Here is a 21426-nt window from a genome sequence, read left to right as displayed (position 1 = left end):
CGGATTTCAACTATCTCACTGGAGCGCCCTCGGCGCGACCCGGCGCGCCGCGGGGGTGGCGCCTTCGCTCAGAGGCCGGGCGGCAGCGGGGCCGGGCCCAGGGTGGTCGTGCCGGGGGCGGCGCGATGGCCGAGCCCGGTGCGGTAGGCGTCCATCGCCGCCTCGACGCGCCCCGCGCGGCGCAGCAGATCGCCGAGGAGCCGGCACAGGTCGGCCAGGTCGCCGGTGGCTCCACTGCGTTCGAGCAGCCCGAGCGCGGTGACGTAATGCTCCTCCGCCGCCTCGGGCTCGCCCCGCTCCTCGCGGATGAGGCCGAGCAGCCGGTGCGCGCCGCCCGCGTGCACCGCGCCGTGCTGGTCGCCGAGTTCGGTGAGCGGGGCGAGCAGCGCCATCGCCTCCTCGTGCCGCCCGAGCCGACGCAGTACATCCGCGAGCTCCACCTCGACCTGCGCGGTGAACAGGACGGCCCGCTTGGCGGCGAGCATGTCACGTGCCGTGCGCAACTCCCGTTCGGCGAGGCCGAGTTGATCCTCCTGGGCGTAGACGTAGCCGCGCATCCAGTGGCAGTGCGCGAGGTCGGTGCGCAGCCGCAGCTGGCGGTAGATCGACTGGGCCTTGGCGAGCGCGTCGTCCGCGTCGGCCAGGCGCCCCTCGGCCAGGAAGGTCCGCGCGACCTGCCGGTGCATCCCCGCGACCAGCGCCGGATCGTTGACCTGCGGGGCGAGTGCGAGCGCCAGCTCGGCGGCCCGCGCGGCGCGGGCCTGGGCGCCCATGTCCAGGTACGGGCCGATGACCGCGGCGTACAGGAGGACCAGTGCCTCGGGGTCGGCGAGCCCGCTGGTGCCGAGCTCGTCGATGGCCGACTCCAGGAGGTAGCAGGCGTAGCGCAGTTCACCGGCGAGGATGTGGGCGACAGCCCGGCCCCGGACCGCCCGCGCGCGGCGCGGCAGCGGCTCGTCGGCCAGGAGTCGCTCGCTCTCCTCGAAGTGCCGTACGGCGTCGGTCAGTTCACCGGTTTCCAACGCGCAGTCGCCGAGTCCCTGAAGCGCCTCGGCGCGCTCCTCGTCGAGGCCGTGCAGCTCGGCCTCGGTCAGCAGGTGGCGGTAGCGGACGGCCGCCTCGTCCGCCTCGCCGGTGGCCAGCGCCCGCTGGGCGTCGGTGAGGCCGAGGCGCAGCTCGGTGACGAGCCGGGCCGGGCGTCCGGTGGCCAGCTCCTCGTACGTGGTGCCGAGCCGCTCGGCGAGATGGCGCAGGGCCGCGTCCGAGGGGCGGACCTTGCCGGACTCCAGGGTGGAGACGTACGCCGGCGTGTAGGCGGGTTCGGCCACTTGGCGCTGTGTAAGCCCCAGTTGGCTGCGCAGCTGCTGAACTCGGCGGCCGATCACGGCAGGTGCGTCCATGGCTTCCCCTTGGCCCCAAAGCATTGCGCACGTCCTGTGCGCCCCCTAATTTAAGCAGGCCGTTCAATGCATTTACCTAGCTGCTTAACTTCCGTTACAGAGAGAGGACTTCATGCGCCCATCCATGCGCAGGGGCTTCATCGCGCGCAGAGGCACCGCGGCGGCCACGCTCGCCGGCGCCACCGTTCTCGCCGCGCTCGCGGCCGGGCCCGGCACCGCGGCCGCCGCCGGCTCGCCGCCGGCCCCGCCGCGGGTTCAGGTCGAGATACCCGGTCCGGAGGCCGCGTCGGGCGCGACCCTCGCGGGCTCCGGGCATGCCCTGGTGCCGAAGAACGGACTCGGCAGGCCCGCGCCGCACCTCTCGGCGTCCGCCGCCGCGTCCGCGTCCGCCGCCGGGGACGGCCAGGTCACCAAGGTGATCGACAACGGCTCGATCGCCGACCGCCTGGACATCGTCATCGTGGGTGACGGTTACACGGCCGACCAGTTGGACCAGTTCCACGCCGACGCCAAGGAGAAGTGGGGCGAGATCACCGGCGTCGAGCCGTACACGACGTACCAGAACCTCTTCAACGTGTGGACGGTGGACGCGGTCTCCGCCGAGAGCGGCGTCTCGGGCGACCCGGCACAGGGCGACGTGAAGAACACCGCGCTCGGCTCGTACTTCTGGTGCGACGGCGTCGAGCGGCTGCTCTGCATCGACCAGGACAAGGTCGACGCGTACGTGGCGAAGGCACCCCAGGCCGATCTGGTCGTCGTGCTCGCCAACAGCGCGAAGTACGGCGGTGCCGGGTACAACGAGCCGTCCGCGACGCTCGGCTACGAGGGCATATCGACCGCGTCCGCCGGGAACGCCAAGTCCGGCCAGGTCGCCATCCACGAGACCGGGCACTCCCTGGGCAAGCTGGCCGACGAGTACTTCTACCCGGACACTCCGGGGTACGAGCACTACGAAGGCCCCGAGGCCGACCAGTCCAACATCTCGGTCCTGTCCGCGGATCAAATGGCCGCGGACCGCACCAAGTGGTACCGCTGGCTGGGTGAAACGTCGCCGGACGGCGGGACGGTCGGGGCGTACGAGGGCGGCGGCTACTACGTCACCGGCCTGAACCGGCCCACCGACGGCTCGATCATGCGGATCCTGGGCAAGCCGTTCAATCTGCCGGGGGTGGAGGCGATGATCGCGGGGTTCTACCGGCACGCGTCGGTCGTGACGCCGGTGACGTCGACGGCGCGTACGCTGCGGCCGTCCGACACGGCCCGGGTCACGGTGCCGCGGCTTGTGGGCGGGCGGCAGTTGACGGTCCGCTGGTACCTGGACGGGCGGGAGCTGCGGCGGTACGAGGGGCGTACGGCGGTGCCGGTACGGGGCCTCGACCTCGGGCGGGGTGACCACCGTCTGACGGTGCGGGTGCTCGACCGGACCCCGTCGGTCCGCGACCCCGGGATCGCGAAGACCCTCCAGGACACGGCGGAGTGGCACACCCACCGCTAGCTGGTCGGGGCCGAGCGACCGGGCCGGACCGGGCCGGGCCGGGCTGGAGGTCCGCAGCCCCGTCGGACCACTTCGACGGGGCGAACGGCGCGCTCTATGGACGTACTTCAGGTGCATGGGCACATTCCCGGCGAACACCGTGATTGCTCTGAGGCGAAGCGGCACACGGCCTGGCGGCTCGGCCCTCAGGTCAGGGCGGCGACCAGCAGGGTGAAGGCGCCGATGATGACGGCGACGCGCACGTAGTGCCAGCGGTTCCAGCGGTTCATCTGCTCCTTCCAGTCCGCGGGCCGGGTCTCCGGGGTCCACGTCTTGTTCCGGTTGTTGATCGGAACGAGCAGCAGGAGCGACATGACCACGCTGAGCATCAGGAGTCCGGCGGCCGTGACGACCAGTCCGGTCCCGGCGTGGTGCCATCCGGTGACGGCCCAGAGCGCGGCCAGGACGAGCGATCCGATGTACCAGACCGGCATGACGGCGCCGAGCATCCGGCCTCCGTGGGCATGGCCGAGCTGGCCGCTGTCCTCGGGGAGTGCGTTGAGGATCGGACCCATGACGAAGGCGACGGAGAACTCCACCCCCACCATCAGGCCGACGACCACGGTGGTGACGACCTCAAGTGTGCTGAGCATGACGATCCCTCCAGTTATCTAGCATTGCTAGCTGTTGATGCAACGCTAGTGTTGCCATCGCTTGCTTGTCTAGCGGTGCTAGGGTCGGACCATGTCGGTCAAGGAACGCAAGGAGCGTGAGCGGGCGGGCCGCGAGCGCCTCATCGTGGCGACGGCTCGCCAACTCGCCGAGCAGCACGGCTGGGACGCGGTTACCACGCGCCGGCTCGCCGAGAGCATCGAGTACAGCCAGCCCGTCCTCTACAGCCACTTCCGCGGCAAACGCGAGATCATCGGCGCGGTTGCCCTTGAGGGCGCCGCGGAGCTGGCGGTGGCGCTGCGGGCCGCGACCGCCGCCGCGGCCGGTCCGCGCGCCCGGGTCACCGCACTCGCCCGCGGCTACCTCGACTTCGCCGCGCGCAATCCGGCGGTCTACGACGCCCTGTTCCAGCTCGACGGCGGCCTTGCGTATGCGCAGGAGGACACCCCGGCCCCTCTCAAGGATGCCTTCGCCGCCCTGCTGGAATGCCTCGGCGAGGTCGCCGGGGAGGGGGTCCACCCGGGGTTGTTCACCGAGCTCTTCTGGGCGTCCCTGCACGGGATCGTGACCCTGACCCGAGCGGGGCGGTTGCCGCCGGCGGACACGGAGGAGAGGGTACGTCTGCTGGTGGCCCGCCTGGCCGTGCTCTGACCTTGCGCCCGCGCGTCTGCCCACGCGGTTCGGCGCCGGGTGCCCTGCGGGCGCGCACGGCTGTCGCTTGTACGCGGGTCCACCGCGGTGGTGGCGGCGGATCGGCGCCGGGTGCCCTGCTGGGCGCGGGGCTGTGCCTTGCGCGGATGCGCCGCGGGGGGCGCGACCGGTCGACTCCGGGTGCCCTACAGGGGTGCGGGGCTGTGCCTGTTGCGCGGCTCCGCCACGACGGGCGCGGGCGACCCAGCACGGTCCGCACCCGAAGGCGGCGGGCTTGCTGGGGCTCCGCCCCAGACCCCGGGAGGCCCCACCCCACCCCTTCCCGAACCCTCCGGGGGTGAGAGCTGAGCTGAGGTACAGACTCCTGGGGCTCCGCCCCAGACCCCGTTCGCGCCTTGAGGGCGCTCGTCCTCAAGCGCCGGACCGGCTGGGGTGGCCCCGGCTGGGCACCCTGCCAGGGCAAGCCCCGCCAGGGGCGCGGGGAACTGCGCGAGACGCGAGCACGGTCCGCAGACGAAATCGGGTTATGGGGCGCGAGGAAGGCGCGAGCAACCCGGCGCGGTCAGCACAGGAACGGGCCGGGGGCGGAGCCCCCGAGGGGGCCGGGGGCAAGGCCCCCGGGGTTCTTGCGGGCACCCCGCAGCCCAGCCCCCCGGCAGGATTCCGTACCGTGGGGGTGTGTACCGGTTCCTGCTCACACCCCGCTGGTGGGGAATCCACGCCTTCGTCCTGCTCGCCATCCCCGCCTGCATCTTCATGGGCTCATGGCAGCTGGGCCGCTTCGAGGACCGCGTGCAGTCCCACGACGCCGCCGAGAAGGCCCCCGACCCCGCCACCCGCAAGGCCGAGCCGCTCGCCTCGCTGCTCCCCGTCGACCAGCGCACCTCCGGCCGCCCCGCGCAGGCCCGCGGCCACTACGGCGAGCAGTTCCTGGTGCCCGACCGCGAGGTCGACGGCAAGTCGGGCAGCTATGTCCTGACCCTGCTGCGCACCGACGGCGGCAAGGCGCTGCCCGTCGTACGCGGCTGGATCCCCCGGGGCGCCAAGGCCCCGGCCGCCCCCGCGGGCGACGTGGCCGTCACCGGCGTACTTCAGGCGTCGGAGACCGCGGGTTCGGACGGTGTGAACGCGCAGGGCGGGCTGCCCCGGGGCCAGGTCGGCATGATCAGCGCGGCCGCCCTCGTCAACTTGGTGCCGTATCCGGTGTACGACGCCTGGGTGACACTGCCCGGCGCCGCCACCGGCCTCATTCCGGTGCCGGCGAGCGCGCCGCAGAACAGCGGGCTCGACCTGAAGGCGTTCCAGAACCTCGGCTACACCGGCGAGTGGTTCGTCTTCGCGGGGTTCGTGGTCTTCATGTGGTTCCGTCTGGTGCGGCGCGAGGCCGAGGCCCTGGAAGACGCCGAACTGGGCCTCGCCCCGGACGGGTCCGACGCTCCCCCCGAGACCGACGGCGCCTTTGACGCGTCAGGGAAACCCGAGGCCGCGGGGGCCACCACCCGGGCCACCTGAAAGCCAAGCGCCACCCGAAGCCCGGGCCCCCGGCCCGAACCGAACCTAGTGCGCCGCCTCCGTCGCGGCCCCCGCGGCGAGGACGCCCGTCTTGTAGATCGTCCCGGCGCACGCGTTGGGGATCTTCGCCTCCGCGGTCGGCGCGCCGGGCTCGGCCACGTGGGTGACCGCCACCGCGCCGTCCTCCGTCGCGACCGGGGGGCCGCTGTTCGGGGCCAGTTGCGGGCTCTGGCCCGCGCCCCCGCCGCCCGCGCCGCTCCCGGCCGTCGTCGGCGCGGTGACCCCAGCGTTGCTCGCCGGGTTGCTCGACGGGCTCGGGTCGGGCGACGGGGTCGCCTTGGGGCAGGTGTCCGACGGCACCCAGGCGAACCGCACCTCGTAGGCCGCGGCCGGCTTGAGCACCAGGTGGTCCGCGTCCTGGGAGGGGTCGGGGAGGCCGGGTGCGGGGTCGCCCGCCGCGTGCTGGACCACAGTGATCTTCGCGGGGTCGGCCGCGCCCTGCGCGTGGACGTCGAACGTGCCGACCCCGCCGATCGCACATTGCCTGTCCGACGCGTTGACGACGCGGAACGCGCCGTACACCTTGCCGCTCGCGTCGGGCTTGCCGACCTTCGCGGACTTCACGCTCAGCTCGCCCGCCGCGCACACCGGCGAGTTCGCCTGCGTGGTGCCGCTGTGCGGCCCGTCGACGGCGCCCGCCGTGTCACCGGTCGTGCCCGTGCTGGGCGTCTTCGAGGCGCCCTTTCCGTCGGGCGTACCGCCGGGCCGGGTGCCGGCGCCGGTGGACGGGGCGTCGGGCGGCACCCTGTCGGGCGTGCCGGAGACGCCGCCCGACGTGCCGTACGTCTGCTGACCGTGGCCGGCGACGGCGGGCTGCTCGTCGGTGCTGCTCGCGGTGTCCGCGACATGGAGGAAGGCCGGCACCGCGGTGGCCACCAGGAGGACGGCCGCGACCGAGCCCACGACGGCCTGCCGCTTGCGCGCACGCCGTGCGGGTACCGCGGCCCGCAGGTGTTCGAGCGCCCCCTCGGAGGGCGTCAGCTCGTCGACCGCGCCGTGCAGCAGCCTGCGCAGTGCCTGTTCCCCGGCCGTGTCGGTGCCGCCGGGGGCGGGCGCAGACCCGGGGTGAGGGGTGCCGGTGCTGTTCTTTTCCGGCGTTGTGTCCACGAATCCGTATCCAGTCAGGTCGTTCAGGTCAATGCTGGGCCGCTGGTCCGACCCGTACTTGCCGTGCTCCCCGTGCTCGCCGTGCTCGACGTACTTCCCGTGCTCGCCGTACTTCCCGTACTTCCCGTGCTCCCCCGGCCGCTTGTCGTCGTTTCCGTCGGACCCCTTCATGCCGTCGCCTCCATGGCGACCCGCAGGGCGGCTATGCCTCGTGATCCGTACGCCTTCACCGAGCCCAGGGATATGCCGAGCGTCTCGGCGACCTGAGCCTCCGTCATGTCGGCGAAGTACCGCAGCACCAGCACCTCGCGCTGGCGGCGCTGGAGTCCGCGCATCGCCTTGATCAGGGCGTCGCGCTCCAGCCGGTCGTACGCGCCCTCCTCCGCGCTCGCCATGTCGGGCATCGGCTTGGAGAGGAGCTTGAGCCCGAGGATGCGGCGGCGCAGCGCGGAACGCGACAGGTTCACCACGGTCTGGCGCAGATAGGCGAGGGTCTTCTCCGGCTCGCGCACCCGGCTGCGCGCCGAATGGACGCGGATGAACGCCTCCTGCACGACGTCCTCGCAGGAAGCCGTGTCGTCCAGGAGCAGTGCGGCGAGGCCGAGCAGGGAGCGGTAGTGCGCCCGGTAGGTCTCGGTGAGGTGATCAACGGTGGTGCCGACCGCCATGATCTCGTCAGCGCTCCCGCGGGAGGACGCCTGGGACGGTACGAGGGCGGCGGGGCGGGTGGCCGGCATGGGCGCGATCACCGGCATGCCGCCGGGCACACCGGACCGCCGACGAGGGCGGACGACCATGCCACCGCGCGCCGGTACCGCTCTGAAGTCGAGTACCTCTGCCACGCCTGTTGGACACGTTCCTCCCCGTCAGGGTTGTACGCGTACGACACTGTTTTTGGCGGTGCGACACATGCCCTCATCCGTACCCGCTCTTCCCCAATGCCCCGATTTATACGGCACCTTGAGGGGCGACCGCATAGACGCTCCATGCCGTTCTGCCGGTTGCAGGGACACGGAAATGAATCGTGTAACAAGGCGTTGGGGCAGTTCAAGTGGTACAGACCAGCGACTTGCTCACAGAGCGTTCACAGATCCTACAAACGCGTGGGGATCAACGCCCGGTGAATTCGCGGGCCACCAGTTCGGCGATGTGGGCCACGTTCAAAGACGTGCCCTTGCGGAGGTTGTCGCCGCAGACGAAAAGTTCCAGTACGTGCGGATCGTCCGGCGAGCTGCGGACCCGGCCGACCCAGGTGGGGTCGGTGCCCACCACGTCGGCGGGGGTCGGGAACTCGCCGACGGCGGGGTTGTCGAAGAGCACCACACCGGGCGCGGTCGCCAGGATCTCGTGGGCGCGGGCCACGTCCACCTCGTTCTCGAAGCGGGCGTGCACGGACGCGGAGTGCGTGGTCACCACCGGGACCCGCACACAGGTGGCGGCGACCGGAAGGCGCGGCAGGTCGAGCAGTTTGCGCAGCTCGGCGCGGATGCCCAGCTCCTGCGACGACCAGCCGTCATCGGCGAGTTCACCGGTCCAGGGCACCACGTTGAGGGCGAGCGGCGCCGGGAACGGGCCGAGGTCGTCACCGACGGCCCGGCGCACATCGCCGGGGCTCGTGCCGAGGCCGGTACCGGCGACCAGGGAGATCTGCCGGCGCAGCGCCTCGACACCGGCCTTCCCCTCACCGCTGACGGCCTGGTACGTGGAGACGACCAGCTCGCTCAGACAGAACTCGGCGTGCAGCGCGCCCACCGCCACGCTCATGGCGAGGGTGGTGGCGTGCGGGCTCGCGACGATTCCGCGCGGCCGCATCCGTACGGCGTGCGGATTGAGCTCGGGCACCACCAGCGGCACGTCCGGGTCCATCCGGAAGGCGGCCGAACTGTCCACCACCACCGCGCCCTTGGCGGCCGCGACCGGCGCCCACTGGGCGGCCACGTCGGCGGGGACCAGGAACAGGACGATGTCGGCCCCGTCGAGGGCCTCCTCGCTCAGCGCGAGGACCTCGCACTCCTGCCCGCGGACGAGCAGGGTACGGCCGGCCGAGCGTGCGGACGCGACAAGCCGGACCTCGCCCCAGACATCGGCATGCTGGGACAGGATCTGGAGCATCACCGCACCGGCGCCCCCGGTCGCTCCGACGACCGTGAGCGCCGGCCTGTGGGTCATCGCCCGGTGCCCCCGTAGACGACGGCCTCGTCGCTGTCGGAGTCTAGGCCGAAGGCCGAGTGCACGGCGCGCACCGCGTTGTTGACGTCGTCGGCGCGGGTGACGACCGAGATGCGGATCTCGGAGGTCGAGATGAGCTCGATGTTCACGCCCGCGTCCGACAGGGCCTCGAAGAAGCCGGCCGTGACGCCCGGGTTGGTCTTCATGCCGGCGCCGACGAGCGAGATCTTGGCGATCTGGTCGTCGTAGCGCAGCGACTCGAAGCCGATGGCGGGCTTGGACCGCTCCAGGGCGTCGATGGCCTTGCGGCCCTCCGCCTTGGGGAGCGTGAACGAGATGTCGGTGAGCCCCGTCGACGCGGCGGAGACGTTCTGCACCACCATGTCGATGTTGATCTCCGCGTTGGCGATCGTGCGGAAGATCGCCGCGGCCTCGCCCGGCTTGTCGGGCACCCCGACGACCGTGACCTTCGCCTCGGAGACGTCGTGGGCGACTCCGGAGATGATGGCGTGCTCCACCTGCTGACCCTCCGACTTGGAACGTGGTTCATTGCTGACCCAGGTGCCCTGAAGTCCGCTGAAGGACGACCGCACGTGGATCGGGATGTTGTACCGGCGGGCGTACTCGACGCACCGGTGCAGGAGCACCTTGGAGCCGGACGCGGCCAGCTCCAGCATGTCCTCGAAGGAGATCCAGTCGATCTTCTTCGCCTTCTTCACGACGCGGGGGTCCGCGGTGAAGACGCCGTCGACGTCCGTGTAGATCTCACAGACCTCGGCGTCGAGGGCGGCGGCCAGCGCGACGGCCGTCGTGTCCGAACCACCACGGCCGAGCGTGGTGATGTTCTTCCCCTCCTGGCTGACACCCTGGAACCCGGCGACGATGGCGATGTTGCCCTCGTCGATCGAGGTCCGGATGCGGCCCGGGGTGACGTCGATGATCCGCGCCTTGTTGTGGACCGAGTCGGTGATGACACCGGCCTGGCTGCCCGTGAAGGACTGGGCCTTGTGGCCCATGCTTTTGATCGCCATGGCAAGCAGGGCCATGGAGATCCGCTCTCCGGCGGTCAGCAGCATGTCGAATTCCCGCCCGGCAGGCATGGGTGACACCTGCTCCGCGAGCTCGATCAACTCATCCGTCGTGTCGCCCATCGCGGAAACCACGACGACCACCTGGTGGCCGTTCTTCTTGGCTTCCACGATCCGCTTGGCGACGCGCTTGATGCCCTCGGCATCGGCAACGGAGGAGCCTCCGTACTTCTGCACGACAAGGCCCACGTGCGCTCCTCGCTCATTTCATTACTGCGGTCGGCTCAGTTTAACGAGCGGGCCGGATTCGCCCGCCCCGTATCACTTCGTGAGATGTCCCGCTCACTCCATGACACCGGGCGTGCACCGGCACCGCTCGCACGGGTCTGCCTGCCCGTGCGCCCGCCGGATACGCGGCATGTGTCCGGGCTCACAGGGGGCGGCCCCGCACCGCCGGGCTCGGCGAGCCGATCGTAGCCCGCAGGGAGAAGGGGCCCGGGGACGCTGCCCCGGGCCCCTCTGTGGCGTTCTCGTCCGTATGGGTTACTGGCCCCGTACGGGTTATTGGCCCACGAACTGCTGGTAGTTCATGCCGTTGCAGCCGAAGGACCGCAGACCGTAGGCACCGCTGTCGTCGATACAGCGGCCGGTGTTCTCGTTCTTGAAGGTCAGCGTGCCGTTGCCGTTGTAGTAGAGCGCCCAGCGCTGGTAGTTCATGCCGTTGCACCCGAAGGACCGCAGGCCGTACGCGCCGCTGTCGTCGATACAGCGGCCGGTGTTGCCGTTCTTCAGGACCCAGTTGCCGTTGGACTGTCCGTACAGGCCCCAGTACTGGTAGTTCATGCCGTTGCAGCCGAAGGCCCGCAGGCCGTACGCGCCGCTGTCGTCGACGCAGCGGCCGGTGTTGAGGTTGCGCAGCGCGCCGGAGTCCAGGGCGCGCACGGCCTGGGCGCTGCCCGGGAGCAGCTTGACGGAGTTGGCCGGCGGGGCGGGGGCGGGCGGGGCGGCCGACGCGGTGCCGGTGCCCACTAAGGCAAGGGCCGCGGCGGCGCCGAGCGCCCCGGCGATCCGGGCCGCGCGGTACGGGATGTGCCGGGAGAGGTTCATGGTCGTCTCCTGTCGGGAGGGCGGACGCACGAGGCCGCCACCGGAAACCGTTCCGGTGCGGCGGTCACCCACCCTGCCCCGCCCGGCCGCCCCCGTCTTTGTACGGAGGCGACACGATCCGGAGCTAACGGGTCCTTTGCCGTACGAGGCCCGATCCGGTCACCAACTGCCGTAATTGGCGCGCGAGTCCGTTGCGGGCCGGCCGGGGCCGCGAGGAGCATCTGCGCGTCCGGACAACCACAGGAAGGTTCGTGAAGGGGTTCCCGCATGGGCGCACCGCCACTCCGCTTCAGACCACCCGGCCCACGCCTGCGGCCGCACGTGCTGGGCTACTTCGGCTACCACTACCCGCCGCACAGCCCGCAGCGCAGACTGCTCTTCCCCGACCCGGCGAGCACCGTCGTCTTCGGGTTCGACGCGCCCGTACACATCGTGGGCCTGGTCGAGCCGGCCCGTACGGTGAGCTGCCGCTCGCGGGCCGATCTCCCGTTCACCACCGCCCTGTTGGGGCACCACCAGGGCGCTGTGCGGGGTGTCGCGGTGCGGCTGACGCCGATGGGCGCCCACCGGCTGTTCGGGGTGGCGATGCACGAGTGGGACGTACCGCATCTGGACCCCGCACATCTGCTGCCGTACGCCCTGCGCCACCTTCCGGAACGGCTGGAGGCGGCGCCCGGCTGGCCGGAGCAGTGCCGGCTCCTGGACGAGCAGCTCGGCCGGCTGCTCGACGGCGGTCCGCGCACGGCTCCCGAGGTCGACTGGGCGTGGCGCGAGCTGGAGCTGCGGCGCGGCAGGACCACCGTGCGGGATCTCGCCGCCACCACGCATTGCAGCGTGCGCCACCTGGAGCGGCGCTTTCGCGAACAGGTGGGGCGCTCACCCGGGGCGATCGCCCGCATTCTGCGGTTCCGGGCGGCGCTGCGGCTGCGGGACAGCGGGCTGCCGCCGGGCCTGGTCGCCGAGCGCTGCGGCTTCCACGACCAGGCCCACTACAACCACGTCTTCAAGGCGGCGACGGGCCTGACCCCGACCCAGCTGCCGACCGCCGTCCCGATGAACTGGTCCACTCAGGGCCGCGCCAACTCCCCTGTATGGGCGCCGACTTGACGGGGCCGGGCGTGCGTTCCGCGCCCGGACCGGGCGCGGGCTTCCTTGGAACGAGGGCCACCTCGATTGGACCGAGGGCTACTTGACGTCACCCAGGCCGAGCGGACCTGCCAGCTCCTGGGCCATCACACGGCCGGCCGCCTCCTCCAGGGCGTCCTCCGTCAGCTCCTCGTCGGTGTCCAGGCCGTCCAGCTCTTCGAGCGGCTGGTTGAGGCGGACGTGGGCGACGAGCGACTGGAGGGCGCGCAGCGCGGCGGAGGCCGTCGAGCCCCAGTTGGAGAAGTACGAGAACTGCCACCACCACAGCGCCTCGGAGGTGCGGCCCGCGCGGTAGTGGGCCAAGCCGTGGCGCAGGTCGGTGACGACGTCGGCGAGATCGTCGGAGATCCGGCACGGCACCGGCGCCTTGCGCGGCTCGTACGGGTCGAAGACCTCGGAGTACACGTCGATGGGTTCGAGGAGGCGGGCGAAGCGCTCGCGCAACTCGTCGGCGTCGGCCTCCGGGCCGAGGTCGGGCTCGTAGCGCTCGTCGGGGACGATGTCCTCGTGCGCGCCGAGCCGGCCGCCGGCCAGCAGGAGCTGGGAGACCTCAAGGAGCAGGAACGGCACCGCGCTGTCGGGTTCGTCGCCCTTGGCCACCTCGGTGACCGCGACGATGAAGGACTCGACCTGGTCGGCGATCTGGACCGCGAAGGAGTCCGGGTCCTGTGTGGTCGCGTGCAGCGTTGCGTCAGACATCGAGTTGACCTTCCTCGTGGCCCGCGTGGGCGTCCTGCCCGTGGGCGTCCTGCCCGTGGGCGTCCTGCGCGGGTGCGTCATACATCGAGCAGCCGCCTTCCTTCGAAGGCCCGGCCGAGGGTGACCTCGTCGGCGTATTCGAGGTCGCCGCCCACCGGCAGGCCGCTGGCGAGCCGGGTGACCTTGAGCCCCATGGGCTTGATCATGCGGGCGAGGTACGTCGCCGTCGCCTCGCCCTCCAGGTTCGGATCGGTGGCCAGGATCAGCTCGGTGACCGTGCCGTCCGCGAGGCGGGCGAGCAGCTCGCGGATGCGCAGGTCGTCCGGGCCGACGCCCTCGATCGGGCTGATGGCACCGCCGAGCACGTGGTAGCGGCCGCGGAACTCACGCGTCCGCTCGATCGCCACCACGTCCTTGGGCTCCTCCACGACACAGATGACGCTCAGGTCGCGCCGCTGGTCGCGGCAGATGTTGCACCGCTCCTCCTGCGCCACGTTGCCGCACACCGCGCAGAAGCGGACCTTGTCCTTGACTTCGAGCAGGGCGTGCGCGAGGCGGCGCACGTCGGTCGGCTCCGCCTGGAGGATGTGGAAGGCGATCCGCTGCGCGCTCTTGGGACCGACGCCGGGCAGCCTGCCCAACTCGTCGATGAGGTCCTGAACCACGCCTTCGTACAACGGAACGCCTCTCGTGGGTTGCTCTGATGCCTACGGTAGTTGCTCTTCGTCCGCCTCAGTAGGGCGGGCGCACGGTTGGCTCCGCGCGACCGGGCGCGCGCGGGGGGACCGGCCCTAGAAGGGCAGGCCGGGCATGCCGCCGAGGCCCTGCGTCAGCGGGCCCAGCTTCTGCTGCTGGAGCTGCTGCGCGTTCTCGTTGGCGGCCTGCACGGCTGCCACGATGAGGTCGGCGAGGGTCTCGGTGTCCTCCGGATCGACCGCCTTCGGGTCGATCGCGAGGGAACGCAGCTCGCCCGAGCCGGTCACGGTCGCCTTGACGAGGCCGCCGCCGGCCTGGCCGTCGACCTCGGTCGCCGCGAGCTCTTCCTGGGCCACGGCGAGGTCCTGCTGCATCTTCTGGGCCTGCTGGAGAAGCTGCTGCATGTTGGGCTGGCCACCACCAGGGATCACGGTTCACTCCGGGTTTCGCTAGGACGGTTCGACGGGCACTCCGAGCCTACGTGGTCGACCGGCGCGCTGCTCCGCAACTCTTTCGAGTGATGCGGTGCGTGTTCCTATACCTGATCAAGGGCTACTTCCGGGCGGAAATACCTGGATACCGCCCCCTGGGCCCTCCATTCGGCGGTAGGAATGGCGGTCGGACGCATCACTACGCGTCAAGCGGCGCACACGCACCGCGAGTGTCACCGGGGTGGGCACGTCTTTACTACGTCCTGTACTACGTCACTACGTAACCGATCACTACGAACCAGTCACCGCGTCACCGATCACTACGTAACCAGTCGCCGCGTCACCGGTCACGGCGTCGCCGGTCACCGCGTCACCGGTCACTGGGGACTGCGTACGTCCACGTGGTCCGGATGCCAGCCAGCAGTGCGGAGGGAGCGGCGGGTGAGCCAGCCTGACATGCAGCCCGAGGGGGCCCCGGGCCAGGCCCGGGGGGACGAGGGCGCGCCGACGGGCGATCTGACCGGGCGGCCGTTCCCGCTCGGCGACTGGGGCGAGCCCGCCGAACGCCTCTACGAGCTGTACCAGTGGGTCGAGACGGGCGCCCTGCGCACCGCGGACTGGTACCTCGCCGACCGGCTGTGGAAGCGCCGCGGCGCGCGTGTCCTGCGGTGCGGTACGGCGGCCGGGGCGATCGCGGGGGCCGTCCTGCCGCTGCTCGACCTGACGCGGGCGCTCGCCGGCGCGGCGGGCTGGGGCTATCTCTGCTTGCTGCTCGGCGCGGCCTGCCTGGCCTGCGACCGCTTCTTCGGGCTCACCTCGGGCTGGATGCGGGACGTCGCCACGGCGCAGGCCGTGCAGCGCCGGCTTCAGACCCTCCAGTTCGACTGGGCCTCGGAGAGCGTGCGCGAGGTACTCGGACCCACGGACGGCACGGCGAGCGAGGCGGCCGAACGCTGCCTCTGCGTCCTGCGCCGGTTCACCGAGGACGTGACGGAGCTGGTGCGGTCGGAGACGGCGGACTGGATGGTGGAGTTCCGCTCGGGGCCCGCGCCGCTGGTCATGCAGACCCTGAGCCCCGCGGCCCCGCGCATGGACGGCGCCCCCGGCCCCGGCCGCTTCCCCCTCCCCCCGGCCACCCGCCCCAACATGCCCCGCCAACGCCCCCCAGAGGGCCCCCGCTGACCCATGCGGTTCCCAGGTGCGCCGGCCTCGGCAGCACGCCCAGTGCGGGCCACCTCAGCCCGTCCGGCTGCCCCGCCCCGGCCCACGCGGGCCACCTCAGCCCGTCCGGCGATTGAGGACGAGGGCCGTTCAGGCCCGAAACGGGGTCTGGGGCGGAGCCCCAGCAACCCCGCCTTCGCCTGCGGACCGTGCCCGCGTCTCGCGCAGTTCCCCGCGCCCCTGGGTGGGCCGACCTTGGCAGCATGCCCGAGCCGCAGGGTCAGCTGAAGATGATCATTGAGCCCTGGGCCAGACTGCGCGTGGCGGCCGCATGGAGCCCGAGCCAGACATGCCGCTCACGCGCGAACGGACTCTCGTCGTACGGGATGGGCCCGGCCGGCTCCTCCAAAGAGGTCGGCCGAGCGGGCGGCTCCGGCGGCGCCGGCGGGTTGGCCGGATCTATCCCGATCGCGGGCCCCACGAACTGGAGCTCCCGCAACAACCCCTGCGCGGAGCCGAGCGGCCCGCCCCCCGCAAGGAGCTCCTCGTTGGACAGCGGCACCGCGAAGTCGACCGGCACATACGCCCCCGCGTGGTCGTAGTGCCACACCAGATGCGACTGCTGAGCCGTCGCCTCGAACATCTCCAGGAGCTGCTCGTAGTCCCCGCCGAGCTCGTCGACCGGCGTCACCGCGAGCCCGCACAGCTGGAGCAGGTAGGCCCGCCGCAGGAAGTGCAGCGCGTCGTAGTCGAACCCGGCCACCGGAGCCACGTCGCCGGAGAGCCCCGGCATGTACGCGAAGACCGGCACGGCCGGAAGCCCGGCCTCGCCGAGCGCCTTGTCGTACGAGGCGATCTCCTCCGCGAACGGATTGTCGGGGCTGTGGCACAGCACGTCGACGAGGGGGACCAGCCACAGGTCACAGGCCAAGACGGGCTCGCTCTCAACTCGTTCGTGCGATGGTCGGGACAGCGTAGTGCGCCGGGCACGCCCCGCGAAGAGCGCCCGTCAACTCCCGGCGGCGGGTGACCGGTTCCCCCCGCGCGCCCCGGTCGCAGAGGTTTACCCACCAGCCCGTCCGTTACTCGGAGCCGCGGGCGTCAGCGCCCCGGCGACACGTCCCAGATCCACACGCCGCCCACCTTGACGCCGGGCCGGCCGAGCAGCCGCGACACCGTCTCGTACAGCTCGGGCGCCCGTGGCTGCGGCTCCAGAACGAGGACGCCGGCCCGCCAGTACGCCAGGTCCGCCCGGGCCTGGTTCTGCCAGTCCGTGCCGATGTCGGGGATCGGCTTGCCGGAGCGGACGTCGCCGAACAGGTTCGACGTCCAGCGCGGTGAGGCCCCGTAGATGCCGATCCGGTCCGGCCCCCAGGGCCCGTTGAAGTAGCCGCCCGGCACCGAGAAGCCGAGGCCCGTCTCCGCCTGCCAGTGCAGCGCCTCCGCCGACCCCGGGTCGGGCAGCGGCACCGGAACCAGGGACTCCCCGGGCCCGACGTACTTCTTCCACATGCCCGACGCGATGAACTCGGGCACTTCGGGGCGCGCGTTGGTCGGGTACGACGTCGGCACGATCGGGAGCAGCGCCAGGGTGATCGCCGTGAACCCGACCGCCTTGTTCAGGCGGACCGGGCTGTGCGCGAGCCGCCCCGCGCCGAGCGCGACGAGCACGCCGAGCACCGGCGCGCAGATCATCGCGACCCGGCCTTCGATCACCGACTCGAAGAGCGGCTGGTGGGCGAGGAGCTTCCACGGCCCGGCGAACACCACGTCCGTGTACGGGATACGGATCTTCTGCCCGAGCGAGAGCACCGCGGCGGCCACCCCGGTGAAGGCCAGCGCCTTGACCAGGGGCCGCCGCCACAGCCGTACGAGGAGCGCGAAGGCGAGCGCCACCAGCGGCCAGCCGTAGAACGCGTTCTGCTCGGTGCGGTTGAGGGCCAGCTTGTCGGCGGTGGCCTCGTCGCCGAAGAGCGAGCGTCCCGCGAAGTCGACGAGCGCGAGCGGCGAATTGCCCGCGCTGTCGCCGTGCAGCACGCTGTGGTAGCTCTGCGCGCCGGCGAACTGCCGGTACAGCGGGTAGGCGAGCAGCACCAGGCAGACCCCGAGCGCGTACGCCGCCCCCGTGGCCAGCGGCCGGAGCGCGGCCCGCGCGACATCGCGGCGGGCCAGCGCGTACGCCAGGGCGAACAGGGCCATGCCGAGCGTGGCGAGGAGCAGTACCTCCTCGCCGAGGAAGATCTGGTAGACCGTGAACAGGCCGAGGACGATGCCGTTCCGGCGCACGTCGCGGCCCTCGCACAGCCGCAGCGCCCGGTCGATGATCAGCGGCAGCATGAACAGGACGCAGAAGTTCGGGTGCGCGGTGCCGTGCGAGACCATCGGCGGCGCGAACGCGGCGAGCGCCCCGCCGAGCCCCGCCGCCCACCGGTTCTCGGTCACGCGGCGCGCGAAGAGCCAGTACCAGGCGTACGCGGTCGCCGATGTCCCCAGGGTGAGGACGAGCGCCCACGTCAGGCTCGGCCCGAACGCCAGCGTGACCGGCGCGAGCGGCACGGACAGGCCCAGCATCGGGGTGTTGCCCATGAGGTTCACACCGTCGGGGAAGTTCTGGACGGTGGTGAACAGCGGGTCGCGCAGATGGGCCACGTTGTCCGCGGTGACCGCGAAGAACCACTCCCACTGGTTCTGGTCCTGCATCGAGTCGGTGAGGTAGCTCCGCCCGAGGCCGTGCCACAGGTTCTTGTAGAGCAGCACCGACGACAGCAGGAACAGGGCGCCGAGCACCAGGTCGACGCGGCGCACCGCGCGCGCCTTGAGCCGGGCCAGCTCCCACAGCACCTTGCCGTAGTCGGCCGCGCCCACCTTGGAGCCCTCCTGGTGCGACCAGCGCACCGGGACCTCGGCGACCGGCCAGCCGCGGCGGCGGAAGAACTGGAGGATCTCGACGTCGATGCCCCAGCCGTCGAGGCGGGCGTCGGCGAACGCGGCGCGCGCCTTCTCGCCGTCGAACAGCTTGAAGCCGCACTGGGTGTCGCGGATGCCGGGCACCGCGACGGCCCGTATGAGCCGGTTGCCCATCCGCCCGAGGTGTTCGCGCAGCCGGCTCTGGTGGACCTCTATGCGTGCGTCGGGGTGAGCGCGCGAGCCGATCGCCGCGGCCGTGTCGCCTTCGGTCATCGCCTTGTCGAGGCGGTCCAACTCCTCGATGGGCGTGGCGAGATCGGCGTCCGTGACCAGGACGCGCCGCCCGTAGGAGGCGAGCACCCCGAGCCGCAGGGCGTGCCCCTTGCCGCGGTTGCTCTCGCTGACGACGACATGGATACGGGCATCGCGGGCGGCGGCTTCCCTCGCCACCCGTACGGTCTCGTCACCCGACCCGTCGTCGACGACGATCAGCTCCCAGACACAGCTGTCGCCGAGGTGGGCGCGGATCGCGTCGAGGGTCGGCGCGAGGCGCTGCTCCTCGTTGTAGGCGGGGACGACGACGCTCAGTTCGACCGCTCCGGCCGGGGGGTTCGTCGTCACCGGGGAAGCCGCTCCGCCCACGTCAGGGATGCGTCGTTGTACGCGGCGATCAGCACCCGCGCCGCCTCGAAGTCGCCCCGGCCCAGCGCGGCGACGACTTCGCCGTGGCCGGTCCACAGCGACTCGCCGAAGTCGCCGTGTCCGCGCAGATGGGGCACGGCGAACACCCAGCTCTGCATGCGCAGCCGGTGCAGGAAGTCGGAGATGTAGGTGTTGCCGGCCAGTGCGCACAGCTCGCGCCAGAACCGCAGGTCGTAGCCGACCAGGATGTTCAGGTCGCCGCACCGCGCGGCCCGCGCCGCCTCCTCGCCGCGCCGCCGCACCGACACGAGGGCCGGCCCGTACGCGTCGAGGGAGCCGGGGACCGCGGCCCGCCGGAATATCCCGTCGACGACCAGGGCGCGCGCCTCGACGATGCCTTTGTAGTCCTCGACGGTGAACACCCGTACGCGGAAGCCGCGGTGCTGGTCGGAGTCGAGCAGGCCCTGCGCGCAGAGGTCGACGAGCGCCTCGCGCACGGGCGTGGCCGAGACGCCGTACTGCTCGGCAATCTGCTTGACCGTGAATTCCTCGCCGGGGCACATACGCCCCGCGAGCACCTCGTCACGGAGCGCGTCCGCGATCTGTTGTCGAAGGGTGTTGCGGGTGACCGCTCCGCTCGCGGGCATGGTTCGCTCCCCTTCTCCGGCTCCGGCCACCCTATGGGGTGCCCGGAAACCGAACAAAGGAGAGCGTACGTTTCCACCCTGACCAGGCCGGACGCGTCGAGCCCGGTGCGGCGGCCCGACGCGTCGGCCGGCGTCAGACGGTGTGCTGGTCCGCCACGGTCAGCGCCTCGTCGAGGACGGCGAGGCCCTCCTTGGCCTCCGCCTCGGTGACGTTGCAGGGCGGCACGACGTGGGTGCGGTTCATGTTGATGAAGGGCCACAGGCCGTTCTTCTTGCAGGCGGCGCCGAACGCGGCCATCGGCGCGTTCTCCGCGCCGCTCGCGTTGTACGGCACGAGGGGCTCGCGCGTCTCCTTGCTGCGCACCAGCTCCAGCGCCCAGAACACACCGGTACCGCGCACCTCGCCGACGGAAGGGTGCCGCTCGGCGATCTCACGCAGCCCCGGCTCAAGGACGGTCGCGCCGATGTGGGCGGCCTGCTCGACGATCCGCTCCTCCTCCATCACCTTGATGGTGGCGACGGCGGCGGCGCAGGCGAGCGGGTGCCCGGAGTAGGTGAGGCCGCCGGGGAAGGGCCGGTGCTCGAAGGTCGCGGCGATCTCGGCGCTGATGGCGACGCCGCCGAGCGGCACGTACCCGGAGCTGACGCCCTTGGCGAAGGTCAGCAGGTCGGGCACGACGTCGTAGTGCTCGCAGGCGAACCACTTACCGGTCCTGCCGAACCCGGCCATGACCTCGTCCAGGACGAGCACGATCCCGTACTTGTCACAGAGCGCGCGCACGCCGGGCAGGTAGCCGGGCGGCGGCGCCATGATGCCGGCGGTGCCCGGCACGGACTCCAGGATGATCGCGGCGACGGTGCCCTGACCCTCGAAGACGATGGTGTCCTCAAGGTGCTTGAGGGCGCGCTCGCACTCCTCCGCCTCGGTGGTGGCGTGGAAGGGCGAACGATAGAGGAACGGCGCCCAGAACCGGGCGACCCCGGCCGAGCCGCTGTCCGACGCCCACCGGCGCGGGTCGCCCGTCAGGTTGATCGCGGTGTGGGTCCCCCCGTGGTACGAGCGGTACGCGCTCAGCACCTTGTGGCGCCCGGTGTGCAGCCGGGCCATGCGGATGGCGTGCTCGACGGCCTCGGCGCCCCCGTTGGTGAAGAAGATCTTGTCGAGGTCCCCCGGGGTGTGCGAGGCGATCAGCCGGGCCGCCTCCGAGCGCGCCTCGACCGCGAACGCGGGCGCGAACGTCGTCATCGTCGCGGCCTGCTCCTGGATCGCGGCGACGACCTTCGGGTGCTGGTACCCGATGTTGGTGAAGACGAGCCCGCTGGTGAAGTCGAGGTAGCGGTTGCCCTCGTAATCCCAGAAATAGGACCCCTCCGCGCCGGCCACGGCGAGCGGGTCGATCAGGCCCTGGGCGGACCAGGAGTGGAACACGTGCGCGCGGTCGGCGGCCTTTACTGCCGCGCCGGCCGTCGGATCGGGGGTGCCTTGAGGGGTCATGGGTCCAGAGTAAGTACGCCCAGGTGGAGCCGACCATGGCCATCCTGTCCACCAGCCCCGCCCCTCCTCGGCATTCCGTCGCGCCCCCAGGCCTCCCACGCGATGCTGGATGCGTCCTGACACCACTTCGGCACCGGGTGCCTACCGCCCGCCGGTACGCGGTGTCCTGCCGTCACTCGCCCCGGGTGCCCTACGGGGGCGCGGGGCTGTGACACGTGCGCGGCTCCGCCGCGGCGGGCGCGACCGGTCGACTCGGGGTGCCCTACAGGGGCGCGGGGCTGTGACACGTGCGCGGCTCCGCCGCGGCGGGCGCGACCGGTCGACTCCGGGTGCCCTACAGGGGCGCGGGGCTGTGACACGTGCGCGGCTCCGCCGCGGCGGGCGCGACCGGTCGACTCCGGGTGCCCTACAGGGGCGCGGGG

The 21426-nt window shown here is 71.8% G+C and carries 19 protein-coding genes; 5 read left to right on the top strand and 14 right to left on the bottom strand.

Features of this window, described 5'->3' with window-relative positions; genetic code table 11:
- Window positions 1–68: 68 nt before the first annotated feature.
- Window positions 69–1400, bottom strand: coding sequence for a helix-turn-helix domain-containing protein (locus AB0D31_RS13740; protein ID WP_362721461.1), 1332 nt, complete (start codon window positions 1398–1400; stop codon window positions 69–71).
- A 112-nt stretch (window positions 1401–1512) separates the two neighbouring features.
- On the opposite strand from AB0D31_RS13740, the gene AB0D31_RS13735 reads away from it, so the two are divergent.
- Window positions 1513–2895: a M64 family metallopeptidase gene (locus AB0D31_RS13735; protein ID WP_362721459.1), complete on the top strand. Its 1383-nt coding sequence runs from the start codon at window positions 1513–1515 to the stop codon at window positions 2893–2895.
- Between the two features lie 185 nt (window positions 2896–3080).
- Here the strand turns inward: AB0D31_RS13735 and AB0D31_RS13730 are convergent, their stop codons facing one another.
- On the bottom strand, window positions 3081–3527 hold the full coding sequence (locus AB0D31_RS13730; protein WP_362721458.1) for a DUF1772 domain-containing protein: 447 nt from the start codon (window positions 3525–3527) through the stop codon (window positions 3081–3083).
- 91 nt (window positions 3528–3618) lie between these two features.
- Here AB0D31_RS13730 and AB0D31_RS13725 point away from each other — a divergent pair, with 91 nt between their 5' ends.
- Window positions 3619–4197, top strand: a complete 579-nt coding sequence (locus AB0D31_RS13725) for a TetR/AcrR family transcriptional regulator (protein ID WP_362721456.1) — start codon at window positions 3619–3621, stop codon at window positions 4195–4197.
- Window positions 4198–4875: 678 nt separating this feature from the next.
- Window positions 4876–5709, top strand: coding sequence for an SURF1 family protein (locus AB0D31_RS13720; RefSeq protein WP_362721454.1), 834 nt, complete (start codon window positions 4876–4878; stop codon window positions 5707–5709).
- A 45-nt stretch (window positions 5710–5754) separates the two neighbouring features.
- On the opposite strand, the gene AB0D31_RS13715 is transcribed toward AB0D31_RS13720, so the two are convergent.
- The 5 genes from AB0D31_RS13715 to AB0D31_RS13695 all read right to left on the bottom strand — a co-directional run bounded on the left by AB0D31_RS13715 (window position 5755) and on the right by AB0D31_RS13695 (window position 11180).
- On the bottom strand, window positions 5755–7047 hold the full coding sequence (locus tag AB0D31_RS13715) for a hypothetical protein (RefSeq protein WP_362721452.1): 1293 nt from the start codon (window positions 7045–7047) through the stop codon (window positions 5755–5757).
- Window positions 7044–7718, bottom strand: a complete 675-nt coding sequence (locus tag AB0D31_RS13710; RefSeq protein ID WP_362721449.1) for a SigE family RNA polymerase sigma factor — start codon at window positions 7716–7718, stop codon at window positions 7044–7046. Before AB0D31_RS13710 ends, AB0D31_RS13715 begins: the two co-directional genes overlap by 4 nt.
- Window positions 7719–7986: 268 nt before the next feature.
- A complete protein-coding gene (locus AB0D31_RS13705) occupies window positions 7987–9045 on the bottom strand; it encodes an aspartate-semialdehyde dehydrogenase (protein WP_362721446.1) in 1059 nt (352 codons plus the stop codon).
- A complete protein-coding gene (locus tag AB0D31_RS13700; RefSeq protein WP_267058803.1) occupies window positions 9042–10322 on the bottom strand; it encodes an aspartate kinase in 1281 nt (426 codons plus the stop codon). The genes AB0D31_RS13705 and AB0D31_RS13700 overlap by 4 nt, the downstream gene beginning before the upstream one ends.
- Window positions 10323–10634: 312 nt before the next feature.
- Window positions 10635–11180, bottom strand: a complete 546-nt coding sequence (locus tag AB0D31_RS13695) for a ricin-type beta-trefoil lectin domain protein (protein ID WP_362721443.1) — start codon at window positions 11178–11180, stop codon at window positions 10635–10637.
- Window positions 11181–11447: 267 nt separating this feature from the next.
- Between AB0D31_RS13695 and AB0D31_RS13690 the strand changes: the two genes are divergently transcribed.
- Window positions 11448–12287: a helix-turn-helix transcriptional regulator gene (locus tag AB0D31_RS13690; protein ID WP_362721440.1), complete on the top strand. Its 840-nt coding sequence runs from the start codon at window positions 11448–11450 to the stop codon at window positions 12285–12287.
- 78 nt (window positions 12288–12365) lie between these two features.
- Here the strand turns inward: AB0D31_RS13690 and AB0D31_RS13685 are convergent, their stop codons facing one another.
- From AB0D31_RS13685 to AB0D31_RS13675, 3 genes are all read right to left on the bottom strand, one after another.
- Complete coding sequence (locus tag AB0D31_RS13685; protein WP_267058804.1) at window positions 12366–13025, bottom strand: DUF5063 domain-containing protein; 660 nt, start codon at window positions 13023–13025, stop codon at window positions 12366–12368.
- Between the two features lie 77 nt (window positions 13026–13102).
- Window positions 13103–13702 carry a recombination mediator RecR gene (gene recR / locus AB0D31_RS13680; protein ID WP_267058805.1) on the bottom strand — a complete coding sequence of 200 codons (600 nt, stop codon included), beginning with the start codon at window positions 13700–13702 and terminating at the stop codon, window positions 13103–13105.
- 114 nt (window positions 13703–13816) lie between these two features.
- A complete protein-coding gene (locus AB0D31_RS13675; RefSeq protein ID WP_362721436.1) occupies window positions 13817–14152 on the bottom strand; it encodes a YbaB/EbfC family nucleoid-associated protein in 336 nt (111 codons plus the stop codon).
- A 441-nt stretch (window positions 14153–14593) separates the two neighbouring features.
- Here AB0D31_RS13675 and AB0D31_RS13670 point away from each other — a divergent pair, with 441 nt between their 5' ends.
- Window positions 14594–15334, top strand: coding sequence for an SLATT domain-containing protein (locus AB0D31_RS13670; protein ID WP_362721433.1), 741 nt, complete (start codon window positions 14594–14596; stop codon window positions 15332–15334).
- 259 nt (window positions 15335–15593) lie between these two features.
- Here the strand turns inward: AB0D31_RS13670 and AB0D31_RS13665 are convergent, their stop codons facing one another.
- The 4 genes from AB0D31_RS13665 to AB0D31_RS13650 form a co-directional block, all read right to left on the bottom strand.
- Window positions 15594–16244: a hypothetical protein gene (locus AB0D31_RS13665; protein WP_362721430.1), complete on the bottom strand. Its 651-nt coding sequence runs from the start codon at window positions 16242–16244 to the stop codon at window positions 15594–15596.
- A gap of 170 nt (window positions 16245–16414) precedes the next feature.
- Window positions 16415–18841: a dolichyl-phosphate beta-glucosyltransferase gene (locus tag AB0D31_RS13660; RefSeq protein ID WP_362721428.1), complete on the bottom strand. Its 2427-nt coding sequence runs from the start codon at window positions 18839–18841 to the stop codon at window positions 16415–16417.
- Entirely contained in the window at window positions 18838–19509 is a 672-nt protein-coding gene (locus AB0D31_RS13655) for a GntR family transcriptional regulator (protein WP_362721427.1), read from the bottom strand. The genes AB0D31_RS13660 and AB0D31_RS13655 overlap by 4 nt, the downstream gene beginning before the upstream one ends.
- A gap of 133 nt (window positions 19510–19642) precedes the next feature.
- Window positions 19643–21004 carry an aspartate aminotransferase family protein gene (locus AB0D31_RS13650; RefSeq protein ID WP_362721424.1) on the bottom strand — a complete coding sequence of 454 codons (1362 nt, stop codon included), beginning with the start codon at window positions 21002–21004 and terminating at the stop codon, window positions 19643–19645.
- Window positions 21005–21426 lie beyond the last annotated feature (422 nt).

Source organism: Streptomyces sp. NPDC048361 (genome assembly GCF_040651795.1).
In the GTDB taxonomy this organism is placed as follows: domain Bacteria; phylum Actinomycetota; class Actinomycetes; order Streptomycetales; family Streptomycetaceae; genus Streptomyces.
Note: the sequence above shows the minus strand (reverse complement) of the source record. Positions and strands in the feature narration are given on the sequence as shown.

Coding starts and splice junctions, on each gene's coding strand:
- AB0D31_RS13740 (WP_362721461.1), bottom strand. CDS start 1,400: ATGGACGCACCTGCCGTGATCGGCCGCCGAGTTCAGCAGCTGCGCAGC.
- AB0D31_RS13735 (WP_362721459.1), top strand. CDS start 1,513: ATGCGCCCATCCATGCGCAGGGGCTTCATCGCGCGCAGAGGCACCGCG.
- AB0D31_RS13730 (WP_362721458.1), bottom strand. CDS start 3,527: ATGCTCAGCACACTTGAGGTCGTCACCACCGTGGTCGTCGGCCTGATG.
- AB0D31_RS13725 (WP_362721456.1), top strand. CDS start 3,619: ATGTCGGTCAAGGAACGCAAGGAGCGTGAGCGGGCGGGCCGCGAGCGC.
- AB0D31_RS13715 (WP_362721452.1), bottom strand. CDS start 7,047: ATGAAGGGGTCCGACGGAAACGACGACAAGCGGCCGGGGGAGCACGGG.
- AB0D31_RS13705 (WP_362721446.1), bottom strand. CDS start 9,045: ATGACCCACAGGCCGGCGCTCACGGTCGTCGGAGCGACCGGGGGCGCC.
- AB0D31_RS13695 (WP_362721443.1), bottom strand. CDS start 11,180: ATGAACCTCTCCCGGCACATCCCGTACCGCGCGGCCCGGATCGCCGGG.
- AB0D31_RS13690 (WP_362721440.1), top strand. CDS start 11,448: ATGGGCGCACCGCCACTCCGCTTCAGACCACCCGGCCCACGCCTGCGG.
- AB0D31_RS13685 (WP_267058804.1), bottom strand. CDS start 13,025: ATGTCTGACGCAACGCTGCACGCGACCACACAGGACCCGGACTCCTTC.
- AB0D31_RS13655 (WP_362721427.1), bottom strand. CDS start 19,509: ATGCCCGCGAGCGGAGCGGTCACCCGCAACACCCTTCGACAACAGATC.
- AB0D31_RS13650 (WP_362721424.1), bottom strand. CDS start 21,004: ATGACCCCTCAAGGCACCCCCGATCCGACGGCCGGCGCGGCAGTAAAG.